The sequence below is a fragment of the Nannocystis pusilla genome, assembly GCF_026626665.1.
Classification (GTDB): domain Bacteria; phylum Myxococcota_A; class Polyangia; order Nannocystales; family Nannocystaceae; genus Nannocystis; species Nannocystis pusilla.
Window position 1 is genome coordinate 8,985,305 of record NZ_JAPNKE010000002.1, and the last position, 18,073, is coordinate 9,003,377.

The window sequence follows — 18,073 nt, forward strand, 5'->3', positions numbered from 1 at the left end:
GTTGAGGGGCAGGGCGTCCAGCTCGACGAACCGCGACGGTACCATGAATCGCGGCAGCCGCTGTTGCAGGTGCTCCTGCAGCAGCGAGGCCCGGAAGTCGGCGCGATCCTTCGGGACCACGTGGGCCACCAGCGATTTGTCGCCGCTCGGGCTCTCCTGCACCGTGACGGCCGTCGTCGTGACCATCCCGCTGGCGAGCAGGGCTGCCTCGATCTCCTCGAGCTCGATGCGATGACCGCGGATCTTGACCTGAAAATCGGTGCGTCCGACGAATTCGACGAGGCCGTCGGGGCGCCAGCGGACCTGGTCGCCGGTGCGGTACAGGCGAATCGGCGCGTCACCTGTCAATCCTGCCAGTGAGACGAAGCGCTCGGCGGTGAGCTCGGGGCGGTTCAGATAGCCGCGGGCCAGGCCGTCGCCGCCGATGTAGAGCTCGCCGAGCTCGCCGACGCCGACCGGCCGCTGCTGCTCGTCGAGGATGAAGGTCAGGGTGTTGCTGATCGGGCGCCCGATCGGCACGTTCAGGCCGGCCGCGCGCTCCCGGTCGAGCTCGCAGGTGACCGCGAAGGTGGTGCTCTCGGTCGGGCCGTAGCCGTTCAGCAGGTGCTGCGGCGGGGCGGCCTCCAGGACCGCGCGGATCGCCTCGGCGTTGAGCTTCTCGCCGCCGACCAGGAGGTAGCGCAGGGACGCGAACGCGTCGGGGCAGACGCCGGCGACCAGGTTGAACAGGGCGGTGGTCAGGAACATCACCGTGACGCCGCGGGCCGCCAGCTCGGACCGCAATCGTGGGGGTCGAGGGCGCGGCGGCGGGGGATGAGGACAATCGCGGCGCCGTTGAGGAGCGCGCCCCAGACCTCGAAGATGGCGGCGTCGAACGAGAAGTTGGCGATCTGCGCGACCCGGTCGGTCGGTTCGAACTGCACGTAGTTGGTGCAGAGCACGAGGCGGCTGACCCCGCGGGCGACGATCTCGATGCCCTTGGGCCTGCCGGTCGAGCCGGAGGTGTAGAGGATGTGCGTGCGCTGCTCGGGGCCGCCTTGGACCCGCAGGAAGGTCGGCGGGTTGCGTTCGAATCGCAGGCGCTCGCGGTCGACGCACAGCTCGCGCCGGCCGCCCAATGCCAGCCCGAAATGTCGGCGGTCGGTGAGGACCAATTCGACCCCGGCGTCGGCGATCATGAACTCCAGCCGCTCCCGCGGATAATCGGGGTCGAGCGGGACGTAGGTGCCCCCGACCAGGCAGATCGCCACCTGGGCGACGATCTGCTCGATGCGAGGACTCATGAAGACCCCGACAGGCGTCTCCAGGCCGACGCCGGCGACCTTCAGCGCGTGCGCCATCTGGCTGGCGCGACGGTCGAGCTCCGCGTAGGACAGCCGCTCCTCGCCGGCATCGACGGCCAGCGCGTCCGGGCGGCTGCGAACGTGGCGGGCCAGCAGCTCCGCGAGCCCCTCCGCGTTCGGATATGGGGAAAAGCCGCCGGTCCACGCTGCGTCGATGGGGCGGGCGTCAAACTCGTTCATTCTCGGTCCTCCGGCGAATCGAGGTCACGACGGCGCGCGCTAGACACGGCCGTCCCAGCGTCTTGATCCTGTCTTGATTATATAGACTACTATGATTTAATCATGCACAATTTTCGTGCCCGCGGGCGGACCCATGTCGTCCGCGGGTGACCGACGTGTGGGTGAGCACTTTTGCCACTTTGTTACTATTGCACGCGCCTGATTCCACTCATGCGTCTGTGGCAATCACCACACCAGCGGCGAGCGCCACACATCGGCCCGCGCCTCGCGCAGCGCCGAAAGCGGCCGCAAGCCCCCGCCGTCGGCCGTCCGACGAATGTACGCACGACGTCCCGGGTCGATTCGACCCCGCGGCGTACCGGGGGTGGAGCCACCCCAAGAATGTACTGACAGCGGCGTCAGCCTTGCTGCATGGCGAAGGCGATGCCGCTCTGCAGGGTCGCGCGAGTGACGATGCCCTCGAGATTCGTCCCGAGGTTGACCAAAGTCTGCGCGACGTCGGGGCGGATCCCCGTGAGGATCACCTCGGCCCCGAGCAGCCGCACCGCGCGAGCGGCCTTCAGCAGCGCGTCGGCCACCTGCGTGTCGACCACGGCCACGCCGGTGATGTCGAGGATCGCCGTGCTGGCCCGGGCCTCGCTGATACCCGAAAGCAGGGTGTCGATGATCCGCTGGGCCCGCGCCGCGTCGACCGAGCCGATCAGCGGCATGGCGACGATCTTGGCGCTGATCGGGATCAGCGGCGTCGACAGCTCGGCCAGCGTCGCCGCCTGCACCGCGATCACCTCCTCCTGCAGCCGGCGGCGCTCGTCCTCCTCCCGCTTGCGGTCGGTGACGTCGACCCCGAACGACACCACCTCCTGCAGCGAGCCGTCGGCCCCGAAGCGGTGATACGAGTTCCACGCCAGGACCCGGCGCTCGCCGGTGTGCGACTCGATCGTCAGCTCGTAGTCGCTGACGTCCCCGCCCTCGGCCGCGATCTTGAAGTACTCCTGGACCGCGGGGTACAGGTCGCCCGGGTACAGCAGCGGCATGATGTTGGTGCCCGCGATCTGCTCGGTCGTCTTGCCGATCAGCCGCTCGCAGGTGGCGTTGGCGTAGATCATCCGCCCGTCCGGGGTCATCCGCGAGATGAAGGCGGGCGCGTGATGCACGACGTGTTTGAACACGTCGCGCTCCTGCTCGAGCGCCGCGACGGTCTGCTCCAACTCCGCCACGCGCCGCCGCAGGGCCTGGATCTCGGTGTCGGATTCCGGGTGGTTGGAGGCGCTTTTGTCGTTCATCGGAGCCGCTCCGACCCGGCGTGCGGGCCACAATCCAGGTTATATAGCCGGCTTCGCGCTGACCAGCCCCCCGCGATTGGTGAACAGCGCTCCTTGCGGTCGCGCAGGCGCCTACGCGGGTCGCTTCCGCGCGAGGTCGGTGTCGCGGCGGTATCATCGTACATACGGTGTTATGATCAATACATTGTTCTGCGCAGTACAATGCATGTCTGTTCGCACATGTTTGAACAGACATTGAACAGGTTTCAACGAGCCTGCGAATGGGACTGCAGGCGTTGCGCTCGCCGCCAAGGATGCCGCAACGCCGCAGAATCGCCGCTCTCGGGCGCTCGGCGGCGAGGCCGCCGCTCCCGCCCGCAGCGGGCGCCGAGCCGCGAAAGTTGAGCGAACGCTGTCTCATCCCCTGTGTGATATGGTGGCAGCGACGCGAACGACCAAATCGCACTGATCATACGGCGGCATCCGGCTCGTCCGGATCGTCGTCGCGCTCGAGAGCGCAGACCAGGCAAACCCGTGAGCTCGCCTCCGTACGGTCCGGGCTCCGGGAAAATGCCAGGACAGAACCCGGTTCTCCGGCGAATCACCGGATGTGTCGATCTCCGCCGTTCGTCGCCGTGGGCGTCGCTCGCACCGCCTCCCCGTTCCAACACCGCGCGGTCACGCTCGCGTCCGGCGGGCTCAGCGGCGGCGTCGCGGGCGCCTCGCGGCCTCCGAGCACGCTCGCGCGGCGGAGCGAGCGTCCCCCTGTCATCCTCACGCGGCTCGCCCCGCGGCGTGGGTATCGATACCATCTCCATCATGTCAGGCCCACATTTGCGCGATTTCAAGCGCATCGTGTTCTTCACCGGCGCCGGTATGTCGGCCGAGAGCGGCGTGCCCACGTATCGCGGGGCCGGGGGGATCTGGAAGGAATACGACTATCGCCGTTACGCCTGCCAGGAGGCGTTCGTCCGCGATCCCGCGGCAGTGTGGGAGTTTCACAACTACCGCCGCGGCCTGGTGGCCGCCTGCTCGCCGAACCGCGGGTACCACATCGTCGCCCGCGCCGGTGAGCGCTCGGCTCGCGTCACCGTGGTCACCCAGAACATCGACGGTCTGCACGCGCAAGCCGGCAGCCGCGAGATCTGCGAGCTCCACGGCAACCTGTGGCGCGTCCGCTGCGACCGGTGCCACGTCAAGCAGCAGGACGGCCACGTGGTCCGCGAGGAGCTGCGCTGCGACGGCTGCGGCGGCTGGTGGCGGCCCGACATCGTGTGGTTCGGCGACCATCTGCACGCGCCGATCCTCGACGCCGCCCAGGCCGCGATCGAGGGCTGCGACCTGTTCGTCTCGATCGGCACCTCGGCCGTGGTCTACCCCGCCGCCTATCTGCCCGAGTACGCGCGCAAGGCCGGGGCCGTGCGCGTCGAGATCAACCCCGACGAGACCCCCGCCTCGCACCTCTACGACGTCCACCTGCGCGGGCCGGCGACCGAGATGCTCGCGCGGCTGGCCGACGGCGACGCGGAGCTGCTGGCGTGACCGCGGCGCGCGCCCCCGAGACGCTGGCCACCGCGCGCCTCCGGGGCGCTCGCATCACCGCCGACGACCGCCCGTTCTACCGCGCGCTGTGGCAGGACCCGGCCGTCGCGGCGACGCTCGGCGGCCCGCGCACGCCGGCGCAGATCGACGCGAAGATCGATCGCCTGCTGGCGATGTGGCCGGACCGCGGCCACGGCGTCTACACCCTCCGCGAAGGCGACGTCGCCTGCGGCTACGCCGGCCTGGCTCCGACCGACGCCGGCGGCCGCGGGAGCGTGGAGATCCTCTACGGATTCACCCCGCAGGTGTGGCGCCGCGGCCTGGCCACCGAGGCCGCGGTCGCCCTGGTCCAGCTGGCGCTCGCGGCGCTGAGGCTGCCCGAGGTGTGTGGATACACCTGGACCGAGAACCTCGGCTCCCGCCGCGTGCTCGAGCGCGCCGGGCTGGTCTATCGATTCGACTTCGAGCGCGCCGACCTGCCGCACCGCTATTACAGCCTGTCGCGAACGTCCGCATAAACTGCTCAGGGCGCTGCGGCGATCGATTCGTCGCAGCGAGCTCGGCCCTGGCTCGTCGCGAGGGTGACGATGTCGGCGAACTGCAGGTCGAGCCTCGAGACTGGCTTTCAGGTCATGTCGGAACGGACATAAACTGAAAGATAGGTCACTCCGGGACGAACACCGCGAACAGGGCCGCGTCGCCGCAGCAGCCGCCGGTGCGGACGGCGCTGTCGAACACGTTGGCGCCGACGGCGAGGTCGACCGCGTGGGGGCCGGCGCCGGGCAGCAGCGCCTCGTTGGCGAGCACCAGGTGGCCCTGGCCGCCCGAGGCCGGCAGCAGCATCTCGGCCTGGTGGAGCACCGCGCCGCCGTCGCGCAGCTGACTGACGAGGGTCTGGGTCTCGGCCCCGCACACCGCGTTGGGGTTCTTGTCGGGGCTGCCCTCGACCACCGACATCAGCAGCGCCTGCGTCCCCGGCGGCGTGTCGATCGCCAGCGCGAGGATCGGGCTCATCATCGTCTGCCACACGTAGGTCGCCTCGAAGCCCTGCGTCGCGTACCAGCTGGTGTAGGCCACGCGCTCGCAGCCGGGCGTCGGGTCGGCGTACCACAGCGTCAGCGTCGAGCCGGCGCGGACCGCCAGCGCGCCGTCGGTGCACGGCGCGGAGCCCTGGTACATCGGCACCTTCACGCGGTCGCTCGTATCGGTGAGCACGCCGTAGCCGAGGTTCTGCTTGGTGACCGGCTGATAGCCGCTGCACAGGTCGTCGCCGATCCCGAAGCCGTACTGCGACTCGCCGACCCGCACGGTCGCGTTCCAGAAGTGGATCACCGGCACCGCCTGCGTGTGCTCGATCGTCAGCGTCGCGCGGGCGACCGCCGGGCCGCGGTGGGGCAGCGGCACGTCGAACACGTCGACCGCCGCCATCGCCCCGCACGCGAGCAGCACGTCCTGCGCGAGCGTGAAGACCTCGCTGGTGACCGGGGCGCATTCGCCCGGGCCGGTGGTGATCGCCGTGGTCGCGACCTCCGTGGTCGAAGTCGCGTCGCTCGTGCTCGCGTCGCGCGTCGTCGAGGTCGAACTCGACGTCGTCGGTGCCGCGCTCGTGGTCGCGCTCGCGGTCGTCGTGGTCGTGGTCGCGGAGGTCGTCGAGGTCGACGAATTCGCGGTCGTATCGCCGGTGGGGCGGCCCCCCGCGCAGGCCGAGGCGATCAGGAGGAGCCCGCACGCATGCGGGGGTCGATACCTGACGGCGGGGGTCATGCCCCGTCATCGTACGCGAGCGTGGCGCCCGCGCGGCCGTGTGAGAACTCGCGCCCGCACCTCGCCCGCGCGGGTGGGTGCGGGTCCTATCGTGAAGCTCCGCTCGAGGTTCTACGCATGCACATCGTTTCTCCGCGGCTCGCTCCTCTCGGCTCGTTCCTGCTCCTGCTCGCTGCCTGCAGCGACGACGGCCGCAACGAGACCTCCGCTCCGGTCACCGGCGTGTCCTCGATCGCCAGCCTCGGCCCGACCGGCAGCCCGACCACCGAAGAGCCCGGCACCGAGTCCGCGAGCGGGCCCACCAGCACGGGCGGCAGCACCACCACGCCGGCGGGGCCGACCGAGGCGACCTCCGTGAGCAGCGACTCGACCCCGAAGTTCGACTTCGGCAACGAGATGCAGCCCGACTTCGGCGGACCGGACGAGGGGCCGATCATCCCCGAGACGTGCGACCAGGCGTCGGCCGGCAAGAGCACCGTGGGCTGCCGCTTCTACGCCGTCGACATGGACTCGCACGACTCGGTCGAGACCTCGCAGTACGCGATCGCCGTCGCCAACGTGCAGCTCGCGGCCTCCGCCAACGTGGTCGTCGAGGTCAAGAACGGCGGGGTGTGGAGCCCGGTCGGCGGGCCGCAGGCGGTCGCGCCGCTGTCGCTCTTCACCTTCAACCTGCCCGACCGCCACATCGACGACTCCGGCGTCAACCCGGGCGGCTCGTACCGCGTCACCTCCGACGTCCCGGTCGTCGCCTACCAGTTCAACCCGGTCGACGGCGCCTCGTCGTTCCTGTCCGACGCCGCCATGCTCTACCCCGCGGCCGCGCTCGACACGATCAACCGCGTCACCGCGTGGAAGTCGATGTACGACAACACCAACGGCTTCCAGCACAGCTACGTCACCGTGATCGCCACGGTCGACGGCACGATGGTGCAGGTCGAGCCGAGCGTGGTGACGGCGGCGGGCCCGAGCGTGCCGCAGGGCGCCCCGGGGCCCCGTTCACGGTCCCGCTCAACGAGGGCGACGTGCTCTCGGTCGCGGTGCAGTCGATCCCCGACAGCATGACCGGCACCAAGATCAACAGCAACGAGAACCACCCCGTCGCCGTGTTCGCCGGTCAGGAGTGCGCGCTCATCCCCGAGTCGACCTGCTGCTGCGACCACATGGAGGAGCAGCTGGCCGGCGTGCGCCAGTGGGGCAAGCACTTCATCGCCTCGCGCATGCCGATCCGCAACGGCGGCGCGCCCGAGAACACGCTGTGGCAGATCTACGCCTCCGAGGCCAACACCAACGTCACCATCCACGCCGACGCCGGCGTGACCGGCATCCCCGCCACCAACTTCGTGCTCAACGCCAACCAGATGAGCGAGTTCTACGCCACCGGCCCCGCGAGCGAGCCCGGTGACTTCGAGGTCATCGCCGACAAGCCGATCGCGGTCTACGGCTACATGGTCGGCGCCGAGGCGTTCGGCAGCTCGATCGGCGACCCGGCGATGGTGCAGATGGCCCCGGTCGAGCAGTACCTGCCGCGCTACGTCGTCCTCGTGCCCGGCACCTGGATCACCGACGTCGCGGTCGTCACGCGCCCGGTCGGCGCCCCCATCACCATGGACGGCGTCGCGATCTCCGACGCCGAGTTCAACCCCGTCGGCGCCAGCGGCTACGAGGTCGCCCGCATCACCTGCCCCGACGGGGTGCACGTGTTCGACGGCGGCGACTCGCCGTTCCAGGTCATCATCGTCGGCTACGACCAGCACGACTCCTACGCCTATCTGGGCGGCACCGGCACCGGCAAGATCAACCCCAACCCCCGGGCTGAGCGATGGACCTGCGCGCGCTCGTCGAGGCCAGGCTGGGCGCGTACCCGGGCGACGCCCTGTGGTTCGCGCAGGGCCATCCGCTGGGCGAACCGTTCCTGTCCTATGAGACATATCGGTCCCGTGTCGCCGCCGAGACCGCGCGCAAGCTGGCCAAGAACTGGAAGGACGTCCCGCCGCCCGAGCGCGCGACCCTCGAATCGTGGGACCGTCCTTACGACGGCGACGAGCGGCTGCGCGGCATGGCCGGCGCGGTCTACCTCCGCCTGCAGATGTACGGCGGCGACGGTGGGTCCTGGTTGTCGTCGGCCCGCTGGCGCGAGTACCTCGCGGCCCTCGAATCACCCGAGCGCTGGCTCGCGGCCGGTCGCGCGCGCGAGGCCGAGGGCTGGACGATCGAGGCGAACGCCTGCTTCGCCGCCGCTCGCTGGCTCGAACCGGGCTGCGCCCGCGAGATCGCGGCGGTCGCCGCGGCCCGGCCGGCCGGCCTGCCGGAGCTGGTCACGAGTCAGCCGCTCGCCGACTTCCCGCGGATGAACTTTCGCGGGCGTCACTCGCAGGCGTGGAGCATGAAGACGGCCGGTCGCCTCTACATCCCGTCGCTGCTGCGGTGGGAGAGCGACCCCAACTTCTCGGTCCGCGCCCGCATCTACCGCTCGCTCGGCCAGCGCCCGCACCCGGCCGCGATCGCGGCGCTGCGCGAGGGCACCGACGACCCGCACCCGTTCGCCCGCGCCCAGGCGGTCCGCTCGCTCGGCTGGTGCGCCGACCCGACCTTCGTCCACCGCCTCCGCGAACTGGCGGTCGCCGATCCCCACGCCGACGTCCGCCGCACCGCCGCCAAGGCGGTCCAGCGAATCGTCGGCTACTGGACACACTACGGCGAATGGTCGGCGATCGCCGCCAGCAAGGCGCGCACGGTCGCCGTCGTTCACGCATCGGCGGCCGCCGGACTGCCCGCATTCGCGTACGAATTGGCGTTCCGCTCCGGCTGGGTCGACGACGGCGAGCTCGCCGGCTTCACCGAGGCGCTCGAGCCCGAGGCGCTGTGCCGCGATCTCGCCGACCGGGCCGGCAACTACGACCACTGGTTCGCCGAAGCCGCGGCCGTCGAAGCGAACCCCCCACCCGTGCTCACCGACGCCGCTGCGCTGGCCGCCTGCTCCGAACCCGGAGGCGAGGGCTTCGAGGCCCGTCGGGTGCTGCGTCAGCGCGAACTGGGGACAGGCGCCCAGCGCCGACGTCACCGGCTCGATGGGTCATAGGCAGCGACGCGACCTCGGAGTCATGAAACGGCGGTGACGATCTTCAAGAGACTCACCGCTGAACGATGAGCTGCAGCAGGTCCCCGACCTGGCGGTGGCGGGCGATCGAGCGGCGCAGCGGCTGGCGCTGATGCACCAAATAGCGATTCCGACGGCCGTTCCGTTCGCGCGTGATGTAACCCGAGGTCGCCAGTTCCTTGACGATCCGCTGGACGCCGCGTTCGGTGAGGCCGACTTCGGCCGCGACATCGCACAAACGAATCTCTGGGTCTTGCGCCAGGCACAGCAAAACGTGCGCGTGATTGGTAAGGAAGGTCCAGCTGTCTGGGTTGTCGGGCATGAGTTCGCTCATCATCGGAAGCATCCAGAGGGTCTTCGATGTTGCGGCAAGGGGCTGGAGGCGTCAACGGCGAGGCCCCCGCACGACCGAGAGCATGCGCATCGCACTGCACACTCGTCGCTCACGGGCGCCAAGACGCCGGCGCACGCGAATGGAGTCGTCGCGAAAGGTGAACTCGAATGCGCTTATCGACGGGCGCAAGTCGCTCAGTGCGTGCGCCTCGGGAATTCGCCGAACCGTTCAGGGCCCCGAAACAATGCGCCGCCGCGCCCGACAACCCGCGAGAAACAGAGCGGCCCGGGGGCGCGCGGTCTGCGAGGAAAACCCCGGAGGCCAGCGGACGCGGCCGTGATCGATGTGCCCCGCCCGTGCAAGCCGGTTTCTGCGGCCGACTTTCGGTCCTGTCATACGCGCCGATCAGCATGTAGTAAATGCCGGCACCCTCGCGCACCTGTTTGTGCCAGTGGCCGCTCGCGCGACGGCGTCGTTGAGGCGACGCACGACCGATCGTTCCCCGGTCGCGGCCGCTCGCGCGAGCGGCGGAGCGGCGCCCGACCGCCGCAAGGTTTACGCGTGCGCGGGCCGGCGTTCGCTCCCATCCCGGAGCATGGCCCGGGCGGCCGCGAAGTCACATGTCCCTGCGGACAGCTCCGACCGCGCCGCCAACCTGCGCGTCGCCGCGGTGTTCGGGGAGATCGCCGACCTGCTCGAGGTGGAGGGGCAAAATCCGTTCCGGATCCGCGCCTACCGCAACGCGGCGCACGAGCTCGGCGGACTCGGTCGCGACCTCGCGGCGATGGTCGCGGCCGGCGACGACCTCACCGAGCTGCCCGGCGTCGGCGACGACCTCGCCGGCAAGATCGCCGAGATCGTCGACACCGGCCGCTGTGCCGCGCTCGACGAGCTGCATCGGGCGTGGCCGCCGACGATCCACGACGTCCTGCGCGTCCCCGGCGTCGGCCCCAGGCGCGCCCGCACCCTGTTCGAGCGGCTGGCCGTGCGCACCCTCGCCGACCTGCGGGCCGCCGCCGAGCAGCGGAAGATCCGCGAGCTCCCCGGGTTCGGGGCCACCAGCGAGCGCAACATCCTCGACGCGCTGGCCGGCCTGCTCGGCACCGGTCGACGCTTGCCTCTGTCAGACGCGCGCGTCCACGGCGAGCGCCTGCTGGCCCGCCTGCGCGCCGCGCCCGGGGTCATCGAGGCCGTGATCGCGGGCAGTTATCGCCGCGCCCTGGCCACCGTCGGCGATCTCGACTTCCTCGTCACCGCGCGCAGCCACAACGGGGCGATCGCGGCGCTGGTGGGCGCGCCCGACGTCGCCCACGTGCTCGCCGAGGGCCCGACGCGCGCGACGGTGGTGCTGCGCTCGGGTCTGCAGGTCGACCTGCGCGTGGTCGGCCGCGACAGCTTCGGCGCCGCGCTGCACTACTTCACCGGCAGCAAGGCCCACAACATCGCCGTCCGCCGCCTCGGCGTCGCTCGCGGGCTGAAGATCAACGAGTACGGGGTGTTCCGCGCCGAGCGGCGGGTCGCCGGGCGGACCGAGGCGTCGGTGTTCGCCGCCGTCGACCTGCCGTTCATTCCGCCCGAGCTGCGAGAGAACCGCGGCGAGATCGCGGCCGCCCGCGCCGGCGCGCTGCCGCGGCTGATCGAGACCGAGCAGCTGCGCGGCGACCTGGTGCTGGTCGAGGCCGGCGACGAACCGAGCGCAGTGGTCGCGGCCGCGGCCGCGGCGGCGCGAGCCCGCGGGCAGCAGTACCTGCTGATCGTCCACGAGGTGCCGGCCGCGCGCGCGCCCGCGTCGGCTGGGACGCGCGCCTGCGGGCCGCCGCGGCCGCCTGCGCCGAGCACGAGCTCGCGCCGCTGCAGGGGCTCGAGCTGGACGTTTCTCAAAGGACATGTCCCGAAGCGCATGTCGATTTCGTGGCCGCCCGCCTGTCGCACGCCCCGCGGGCCGGCTCGCACCCTGCGCTGCTGCGGATCGTCGGCGGGGCGCGCGAGGTCGAGGCGGCGCGCGACCCGACCGCGCTGGTGCGCCTGGCCGTCGGCGGGGCGCTCGCGGTCGTCGGCGACCCCTCGCGCCTGACGGCGATCGAGCCCGAGCTGCAGGCGGCGCGCGCGGCCGGCGTGCCGGTGGTGCTCGGCTCCGGCGGCGAGCCGGGCGGCGGTCAGGTGTCGCGCCTCGAGCTGGCGGTCAGCCAGGCGCGCCGGGCGTGGTTCGCGGCCGAGGCGGTCATCAATTCCCGGCCGCTGGCCGAGGTCCGTGAGCTGCTGGCGGCGGGGCGCGCGAGCCGGCGGCGCGCGTGATAGGCTGGCGCCGACGTCGTGACCTACCAGCTCTTCGAGCCATGTTCGATCGGACCTGTCCGATTGCGCAATCGCAGCATCCGCGCCGCCGCCTTCGAGGGCATGTGCCCGGGCCACCTGCCGTCGCCCGAGCTGCTGGCCTACCACCGCGAGGTCGCCGAGGGCGGGGTCGGCATGACCACGGTCGCCTACGCCGCGGTCGAGCAGAGCGGCCTGTCGTTCCCGCATCAGCTGTGGCTGCGGCCCGAGGCGGTCCCGGGCCTGCGCGCGCTGACCGACGTCGTCCACGCCGCGGGGGCGCGCGTCGATCCAGATCGGTCACTGCGGCAACATGGCCAAGGCCGCGGTCGCCGGCGGCCGGGCGCTCGCCCCGTCGGCCCGCTTCAACCTCTACGGGCCGGTGTGGCCGCGCGCCATGGACCCGCACGACATCGACCGCGTGGTCGCCAGCTTCGGCCGCGCCGTCGAGCTCGCGCGCGAGGCCGGCTTCGACGCGGTCGAGGTCCACGCCGGCCACGGCTATCTCATCAGCCAGTTCCTGTCGCCGGCCACCAACCGCCGCCGCGACGGCTACGGCGGCCCGCTGGCGCGGCGCATGCGATTCATGCGCGAGGTGATGGCGCGGGTGGTGGAGGCGGCGCGCGGCGAGGTCGCGGTGCTGGTCAAGGTCAACATGCGCGACGGCTTCCGCGGCGGCGTCGAGCTCGACGAGGCGATCGAGGTCGCGCGCACGCTCGAGCAGGACGGCGCCGACGCGCTGGTGCTGTCCGGCGGCTTCGTCAGCCGGGCGCCGATGTACATCATGCGCGGGGCGATGCCGACGCGGGTGATGGGCCGCCTCATGACCGACTGGACGCTGCGCCTCGGGCTGGCGCTGTTCGGCCAGACGCTCATCGCCCCGTTCCCGTACAGCGACAATTATTTCTTGCAGGACGCTCGGGCGATTCGCCAGGCGGTGCGAATGCCGCTGGTATACATCGGCGGCGCCGCCTCGCGCGCCGCGATCGACGAGGCCCTCGGCCACGGCTTCGTCGCGGTGGCGATGGCCCGCGCGCTGATCCGCGATCCTGCCTTCATTCGCAACCTCGCCGCCGCCGACGGCAGCGCGGCGACCGACGGGGCCGCAGCGCTGTGCGATCATTGCAACTACTGCGCGGCCCGGATCTACACCACCCACATGGCCTGTCACCACCGCGAACCACCGCCGGCGAGGCTGCGCGCATGAACGTCGATACCGCGCTGGTGACCGGCGCCTGCTCCGGCATCGGCCTGGCGATCGCGCACCGCCTGGCGGCTCGCGGTCATGCCCTGATCCTCGTCAGCAACCGCGAGGAGCCGCTCGCGCGCGCGGCCGCCGAGCTGGCCGCCGCGCACGCGGTCCAGGTCCACACGATCGTCCAGGACCTCGCCATGGAGGGCGCCGCCGAGGGGCTGGTCGCCGCCGTCGACGCCCGCGGGCTGCGGGTCGACGTCCTCGTCAACAACGCCGGCGTGTTCTTCTTCGGCGAGGCCGTCGACGCCGACCCGGCGCGCGCGCGGGCGATGCTGCAATTGCACGTCACCACCCCGTCGCTGCTGTGCACGCTGCTAGGGGCCCGCATGCGCGCGCCGGCGCGGGCGGATCCTCCTCGTCTCGAGCATCTCGGCCTGGCGGCCGTTCCCCGGCATCGGCTACTACGCCAGCAGCAAGGCCTACCTGCGCAGCTTCGCCGCCGCGCTGCGCTCCGAGCTCGCGGTCTACGGCGTCGGCGTCACCTGCCTCGCGCCCGGCGCGACCGCCACCGCGCTCTACGACCCGGACGTCGTACCTGTCGCAAAGGCCAGGCGGCTCGGGGTCATGATGGACGCCGAGCGCGTCGCCGAGGCCGGGGTGCAGGCGCTGCTGCGCGGCGACGCGGTGTGCGTGCCGGGCCTGGTGACGCGGGCGATGGCGACCGCCGCCGTGCTGACGCCGCAGCCCGTGATCGACTGGGTGCGCCGGCGGGCCCCGTGGCTGCGGCCGCGGCGGCCGTGAGTCACTCGGCGGCGATCGGCAAGGTCAGCACCGGCGCGTTGTTCTTGATCTCGCCCGACTGCAGCTCGAGCACCTGGGTGATGAACGAGAACGTCGACTTGGAGTCGAGGTCGTTGTCGGCGATCCAGAACCACAGGCCGCGGTAGAACACCGAGACGTAGGCGTTCTTGGGCTCGCGCGCGGCGTGGTGCACGCGCATCAACGCGCCGGTCATGCGGGCCCAGTCGAACACGTTGCCGTCGCCGTCGCGGGTGGTGGGCACGCGGCCGATCGCGTAATCCTCGGGCGGGACCTCGACCCCGTGCGATACGTAGTACATGCCGCCGAGCAGCGAGCGTGTCACCAATTGCACCGCCCCGACCTCGTCCGGGCGCGGCGCCTCGGTCAGCGTGATCTTGTAGGTCGGGCCGGGCAAGCCGAGCAGCGCGCACAGCCGGGCGATGCGCGCCTCGGAGTCGGGGCGGGCCGTGAGCCTGAGAGAGGCTGTTGCCGGCGACGCTCGGCAGGAAGCTCATGTCGACGAGGCCGTCGGCCCACAGCGAGCGCATCAATTCGGTCGCGGCGAAGAACGACTCGAACTCGGGCGCATTGTAAGGGGTCGGCCCCGACGCGCGCGGGGCGTTCTGCAGCGGCCCGAGCTTCTGCACGAACACGCGGAAGATGCGGTCCATCGCCCAGCCGGCGTGGTAGAGGAGCAGGATGTCGTTCAGCTCGACCGGGCTGAGGAATTGCGTGCCGAAGCGCGAGCCCTGCAGCGGGGCATAGGTGATCGTCGGGCGATCGATGTAGGTGACGGCGGTGCCGGGGGCGACCGAGCTGTTGGCCTGGCTGACGGAGCCGCCGAGGCCGGCGCCGAGCTCGAGCGAGAGGCTGCTCGAGATGCTGGTGACCTCGAGGAACAGCGGCGAGTCGCGGTAGCGCAGGCGGACCAGGTTGAGCAGCAATTGCTCGCTGTTGGTCTGCTGAATCGCGCTATTGTAGGTCCCGCGGCCGTAGCGGAGCGAGCGCGGGCCGACGGCGCCGCAGGCGAGGGTGAGCGCCGTGGCGGTGACGAGGGCCAGGGTGCTGCTGTGCGCCTCACTGCGGGCGCGAGGATACCCGAGAACGAGCCCGTCGGCGGCGCCAGGCCAGGGACGCGAGCAGGAGGCCCAGGGGCGCTCCGCGGCCGTTCGCCGCGCAGCCGCAGCCCTGGTCGCCGACCGCGGCGCCGCCGCTGTCGCTCGCTCCGCTGCTCGTGCCCGGCCCGTCCGTCGTACCCGGGCTCGAGTCCGTGGTCGACGCTTCGCCCTCGCCGGTGCCGCTGTCTCCCCCGGTGGTCTGCGCGCCGGTCGTCGGCGCGCACGCGAGGTCGCCCTCGCCGTCGCAGTCGTTGTCGATGCAATCGTCGGGGTCCTCGAGCGCGCCCGGCGTGCGCGCGGGGTCGGCGTCGTCGCAGTCGCCGGCGCACAGCAGGACGCCGTCGCCGTCGCCGTCGACCTCGTCGTCCGGCACCGCGCCGTCGCAATCGTTGTCGCGTCCGTCGCACGATTCGCTGGCCCCGGGGTGGCGCGCAGGGTCGGCGTCGTCGCAGTCGTCGCCGCCGCAGGCGCCGGCGAAGTGCCCGTCGCGGTCGCCGTCGGTGCACGTGCAATAGAGGCCCGCGGCCGCGTAGCCGTCGATCATGCCCCAGCCGCCGTCGTTGTCGGGCGCGTCGGGATGTGACGCGGTCGCCCGCAACAGCGCCAGCATCTCGGCGGGCGTGAGCTCGGGCCAGGCCTCGAGCAGCAGCGCGCCGACCCCCGCGGCCAGCGGGGTGGCGAAGCTGGTGCCGTTGCCCGCCAAATATTCATTCGTGGTACCCGGGCGCGCCACCCACACGTCCTGGCCGGGCGCCAGCAGGTCGGGCTTGACCCGCCCGTCGCTGGTCGGCCCGCGCGACGAGAAGTCGGCCACCTCGCCGTCGAGGTTGGTCGCCCCGAGCGCGATGATGCCGTCGACGTCCGCCGGGGCGATCAGCGTGCCCGGCTCGGGCCCCTCGTTGCCGTTGGCGGTGAACATGACGAGGCCGTTGGCGATCGCCACCACCGCCGCCTGCGACACGACCGCGGTCTTGCCGTCGTATTGCGGGTGCTCGTACCACTGAAGTAGCCGAGCGAGGCCGTGAAAAGATCGGCGCCCATGCCCTCGATCCACTCGAGGCCCTCGACGTACAGGTCCTCCTCGTACGGCTCCTCCTCGTCGATGCGCTCGGTCTTGGCCAGGATCACCGACACGCCCGGGGCCGCGCCGGAGTAGAGGTCGCCGTCGTCGCCGGCGAGCAGCGACAGCACCATCGTGCCGTGACGGTCCTGGCCCTCGCCGTCGCCCGGCTCGTCGGCGACCACGTCGTCCCCCTGCACGAAGTCGCGGGCCGCCAGCACGTGCAGGCCGGCGAACGCGGCGTGCTGCAGCGAGAAGCCGCTGTCCTGCACGCCGATCACCACGCCCGCGCCGGTCAGCCCGCACTCGCGCAGCGCCGGCACGCCGAGCAGCGCGAGCTGGGTCTCGGCCACGCCGAAGGCCGCGGACGTCGGCGATTCGGCGGTCCACGGCGGATCGTGGGCGGCCCGTCGCGTGCGGGCGACCGGCCGGGTGCCGGCGACGAACGGCAGGTCGGCGATCGCGGCTCGCTGGGCCGCGTCGGCCTCGACGCTCACCGCATTGAGCCAGCGCGAGGCGGCACGGATCCGCGCCCCCGTCGCCGCGACCGCCTGCACGTACTGCGATGCCGGTGAAAGATCGCGGACGTCGACCCCGCGATCGCCTCGCACCCGCATGCGCCGGCGCAGCGTCCGCGGCGCCATTCGTCCGTGCGTCGCGCCAGCGCTGCCTCCAGTTCGTCCGCGGTCAGGCGCTTGTCGGCGAAGAACACCCACGTCGGCGGGTCGGGGGTCGGCGTCGGCGCCAGCAAGATCGTGGCGAGGGCGAGAGCGGCGATCGGCGGCACGAGGAGCGTCCTTTCGCGACCGGACCGCGCCGGCACACGACCTTGGCATTATCGCCGGCCGGTCGCGCGCCACCGGCCGGGCAGGCTCGAAAAGGCGTGAGACTTATCTCGGACTTTCGCCCCCAGGCAGCAATTGATGGCACTTCGTGGTGCGAGGTATCGCGGCCCCCGGTGAGCCGCGATCACAGCGATGGCGCCCCCTCGCTTTGATAGACTGCGGGGCCTGTGACGGACCGAGACGAGGAGTTGGAAGCGTTGCGTGCCGCCGTGAGCGCGGCCGAGGCCCGGGTGGCCGAGCTGGCGCGCGAGCGAGACGAGCTGGCGCTGCGCGAGCGACTGCTGCGCGAGCGGCTCGACGGGCTGGCCGCCCACATCCCCGGCATCCTGTGGGAGAGCTACTTCGAACAATCGGCGGAGAAGATGACCGTCGATTACGTCAGCGACCGCATCGAGCCGATGTCCGGCTACACGGTCGAGGAATGGAAGCAGCCCAACTTCTGGCTCGAGCTGGTCCACCCCGACGATCGCCCGCGGGCGATGGCCGACGCCGGCGAGGTGTTCCAGGGCGGCCGCGGCGAATCGTCGTACCGCTGGATCACCCGCGACGGCCGCACCCTGTGGGTCACGAGCCGGATGTCGCTGATCCGCGGCGACGACGGGGCGCCGATCGGCCTGCGCGGCGTGACGATGGACGAGACCGACATCAAGCAGGCCGAGGCCCAGCGCCTCGAGATGCGCATGCGGGAGGAGGTGATCCGCGCCCAGGACGAGGCCCTGCTGGCGCTGTCGACCCCGCTGATCCCGATCGACGACGCGACCGTGGTGATGCCGCTGATCGGCACGCTCGACCCGCGCCGCGTCGAACGAGTGCTGCAGACGCTGCTCGACGGGGTGGCCGCCACGCGCGCCCGGATGGTGATCCTCGACGTCACCGGGGTGCCGGAGATCGACGCGCCGACCGCCGATGCGCTGCTCCGGGCCGCCCGTAGCGCGGCGCTGCTGGGCGCCGAATCGGTGCTCACCGGGATCCGCCCGGGCCTGGCGGCGACGCTGGTCGACCTCGGGGCCGACCTCGGCTCGGTCGTCACGCTCGGCACGCTCAAGGCGGGTATCGCCTATGCGATGAATCGCCGCCGCGGCTAGCAGTCGTCTTGCGGCGCTGTCACGTCGCCGCGGCCTCGATCGTGGCACTGGGCGAAAACGCGCGGAATGTGAAGAGGCCCCGACGGCCCTGCGCAGAATTGCCCCGCGATCCGCCGCCTGTGGTATGAGCCGGC

Annotated in this window: 13 protein-coding genes and 5 pseudogenes; 11 read left to right on the plus strand and 7 right to left on the minus strand. The window is 71.6% G+C overall.

Translation table 11 applies throughout. The features are described from left to right. Both OV079_RS59375 and OV079_RS39690 read right to left on the minus strand, forming a co-directional pair. Positions 1-1,523: pseudogene (locus OV079_RS59375) on the minus strand (amino acid adenylation domain-containing protein); the annotation flags it as partial. A 398-nt stretch (positions 1,524-1,921) separates the two neighbouring features. Then, entirely contained in the window at positions 1,922-2,806 is an 885-nt protein-coding gene (locus OV079_RS39690; RefSeq protein WP_267774870.1) for an STAS domain-containing protein, read from the minus strand. A 798-nt stretch (positions 2,807-3,604) separates the two neighbouring features. On the opposite strand from OV079_RS39690, the gene OV079_RS39695 reads away from it, so the two are divergent. Both OV079_RS39695 and OV079_RS39700 read left to right on the plus strand, forming a co-directional pair. Next, entirely contained in the window at positions 3,605-4,327 is a 723-nt protein-coding gene (locus tag OV079_RS39695) for an SIR2 family NAD-dependent protein deacylase (RefSeq protein WP_267774871.1), read from the plus strand. After that, positions 4,324-4,845: a GNAT family N-acetyltransferase gene (locus OV079_RS39700; protein ID WP_267774872.1), complete on the plus strand. Its 522-nt coding sequence runs from the start codon at positions 4,324-4,326 to the stop codon at positions 4,843-4,845. The genes OV079_RS39695 and OV079_RS39700 overlap by 4 nt, the downstream gene beginning before the upstream one ends. A gap of 145 nt (positions 4,846-4,990) precedes the next feature. On the opposite strand, the gene OV079_RS39705 is transcribed toward OV079_RS39700, so the two are convergent. After that, entirely contained in the window at positions 4,991-6,091 is a 1,101-nt protein-coding gene (locus OV079_RS39705; RefSeq protein WP_267774873.1) for a hypothetical protein, read from the minus strand. Positions 6,092-6,892: 801 nt separating this feature from the next. On the opposite strand from OV079_RS39705, the pseudogene OV079_RS39715 reads away from it, so the two are divergent. Then, positions 6,893-8,442 (plus strand): annotated as a pseudogene (locus tag OV079_RS39715) (IgGFc-binding protein). After that, positions 8,439-9,170, plus strand: a complete 732-nt coding sequence (locus OV079_RS39720; protein WP_267774877.1) for a HEAT repeat domain-containing protein — start codon at positions 8,439-8,441, stop codon at positions 9,168-9,170. Before OV079_RS39715 ends, OV079_RS39720 begins: the two are co-directional and overlap by 4 nt. A gap of 52 nt (positions 9,171-9,222) precedes the next feature. Here OV079_RS39720 and OV079_RS39725 read toward each other — a convergent pair whose 3' ends face one another. Next, positions 9,223-9,525, minus strand: a complete 303-nt coding sequence (locus OV079_RS39725; protein ID WP_267774878.1) for a helix-turn-helix transcriptional regulator — start codon at positions 9,523-9,525, stop codon at positions 9,223-9,225. 592 nt (positions 9,526-10,117) lie between these two features. Between OV079_RS39725 and OV079_RS39730 the strand changes: the two genes are divergently transcribed. The 6 genes and pseudogenes from OV079_RS39730 (at position 10,118) to OV079_RS39750 (ending at position 13,831) form a co-directional block, all read left to right on the plus strand. After that, positions 10,118-11,596 (plus strand): type-X family DNA polymerase, encoded by a 1,479-nt coding sequence (locus tag OV079_RS39730; protein WP_267774879.1) that lies wholly within the window; start codon positions 10,118-10,120, stop codon positions 11,594-11,596. Beyond that, the gene (locus OV079_RS39735; protein WP_267774880.1) at positions 11,542-11,817 is read left to right on the plus strand and encodes a PHP domain-containing protein; all 276 of its coding nucleotides are present in this window, start codon (positions 11,542-11,544) and stop codon (positions 11,815-11,817) included. Before OV079_RS39730 ends, OV079_RS39735 begins: the two co-directional genes overlap by 55 nt. Positions 11,818-11,835: 18 nt before the next feature. Then, positions 11,836-13,042: pseudogene (locus tag OV079_RS39740) on the plus strand (NADH:flavin oxidoreductase). Then, positions 13,039-13,359, plus strand: a pseudogene (locus tag OV079_RS59380) (SDR family NAD(P)-dependent oxidoreductase); the annotation flags it as partial. The pseudogenes OV079_RS39740 and OV079_RS59380, both read left to right, overlap by 4 nt. A 70-nt stretch (positions 13,360-13,429) precedes the next feature. Then, positions 13,430-13,600, plus strand: a pseudogene (locus OV079_RS59385) (SDR family NAD(P)-dependent oxidoreductase); the annotation flags it as partial. 54 nt (positions 13,601-13,654) lie between these two features. Beyond that, positions 13,655-13,831, plus strand: a complete 177-nt coding sequence (locus tag OV079_RS39750; protein WP_267774882.1) for a hypothetical protein — start codon at positions 13,655-13,657, stop codon at positions 13,829-13,831. Position 13,832: 1 nt separating this feature from the next. On the opposite strand, the gene OV079_RS39755 is transcribed toward OV079_RS39750, so the two are convergent. The 3 genes from OV079_RS39755 to OV079_RS39765 form a co-directional block, all read right to left on the minus strand. After that, a complete protein-coding gene (locus tag OV079_RS39755; protein WP_267774883.1) occupies positions 13,833-14,246 on the minus strand; it encodes a hypothetical protein in 414 nt (137 codons plus the stop codon). Positions 14,247-14,908: 662 nt separating this feature from the next. After that, positions 14,909-15,910 (minus strand): S8 family serine peptidase, encoded by a 1,002-nt coding sequence (locus OV079_RS39760; protein ID WP_267774884.1) that lies wholly within the window; start codon positions 15,908-15,910, stop codon positions 14,909-14,911. Then, the gene (locus OV079_RS39765) at positions 15,823-16,626 is read right to left on the minus strand and encodes a S8 family serine peptidase (RefSeq protein ID WP_267774885.1); all 804 of its coding nucleotides are present in this window, start codon (positions 16,624-16,626) and stop codon (positions 15,823-15,825) included. Before OV079_RS39765 ends, OV079_RS39760 begins: the two co-directional genes overlap by 88 nt. 437 nt (positions 16,627-17,063) lie before the next feature. Here OV079_RS39765 and OV079_RS39770 point away from each other — a divergent pair, with 437 nt between their 5' ends. Then, positions 17,064-17,939: a PAS domain-containing protein gene (locus OV079_RS39770; protein ID WP_267774886.1), complete on the plus strand. Its 876-nt coding sequence runs from the start codon at positions 17,064-17,066 to the stop codon at positions 17,937-17,939. Positions 17,940-18,073: the final 134 nt, after the last annotated feature.

Bases quoted from the DNA above. Each gene is read 5' to 3' on its own strand.
- OV079_RS39695 (WP_267774871.1), top strand. From the start codon at position 3,605: ATGTCAGGCCCACATTTGCGCGATTTCAAGCGCATCGTGTTCTTCACC.
- OV079_RS39720 (WP_267774877.1), top strand. From the start codon at position 8,439: ATGAACTTTCGCGGGCGTCACTCGCAGGCGTGGAGCATGAAGACGGCC.
- OV079_RS39750 (WP_267774882.1), top strand. From the start codon at position 13,655: ATGATGGACGCCGAGCGCGTCGCCGAGGCCGGGGTGCAGGCGCTGCTG.
- OV079_RS39730 (WP_267774879.1), top strand. From the start codon at position 10,118: ATGGCCCGGGCGGCCGCGAAGTCACATGTCCCTGCGGACAGCTCCGAC.
- OV079_RS39690 (WP_267774870.1), bottom strand. From the start codon at position 2,806: ATGAACGACAAAAGCGCCTCCAACCACCCGGAATCCGACACCGAGATC.
- OV079_RS39725 (WP_267774878.1), bottom strand. From the start codon at position 9,525: ATGATGAGCGAACTCATGCCCGACAACCCAGACAGCTGGACCTTCCTT.
- OV079_RS39765 (WP_267774885.1), bottom strand. From the start codon at position 16,626: ATGCGGGTGCGAGGCGATCGCGGGGTCGACGTCCGCGATCTTTCACCG.
- OV079_RS39705 (WP_267774873.1), bottom strand. From the start codon at position 6,091: ATGACCCCCGCCGTCAGGTATCGACCCCCGCATGCGTGCGGGCTCCTC.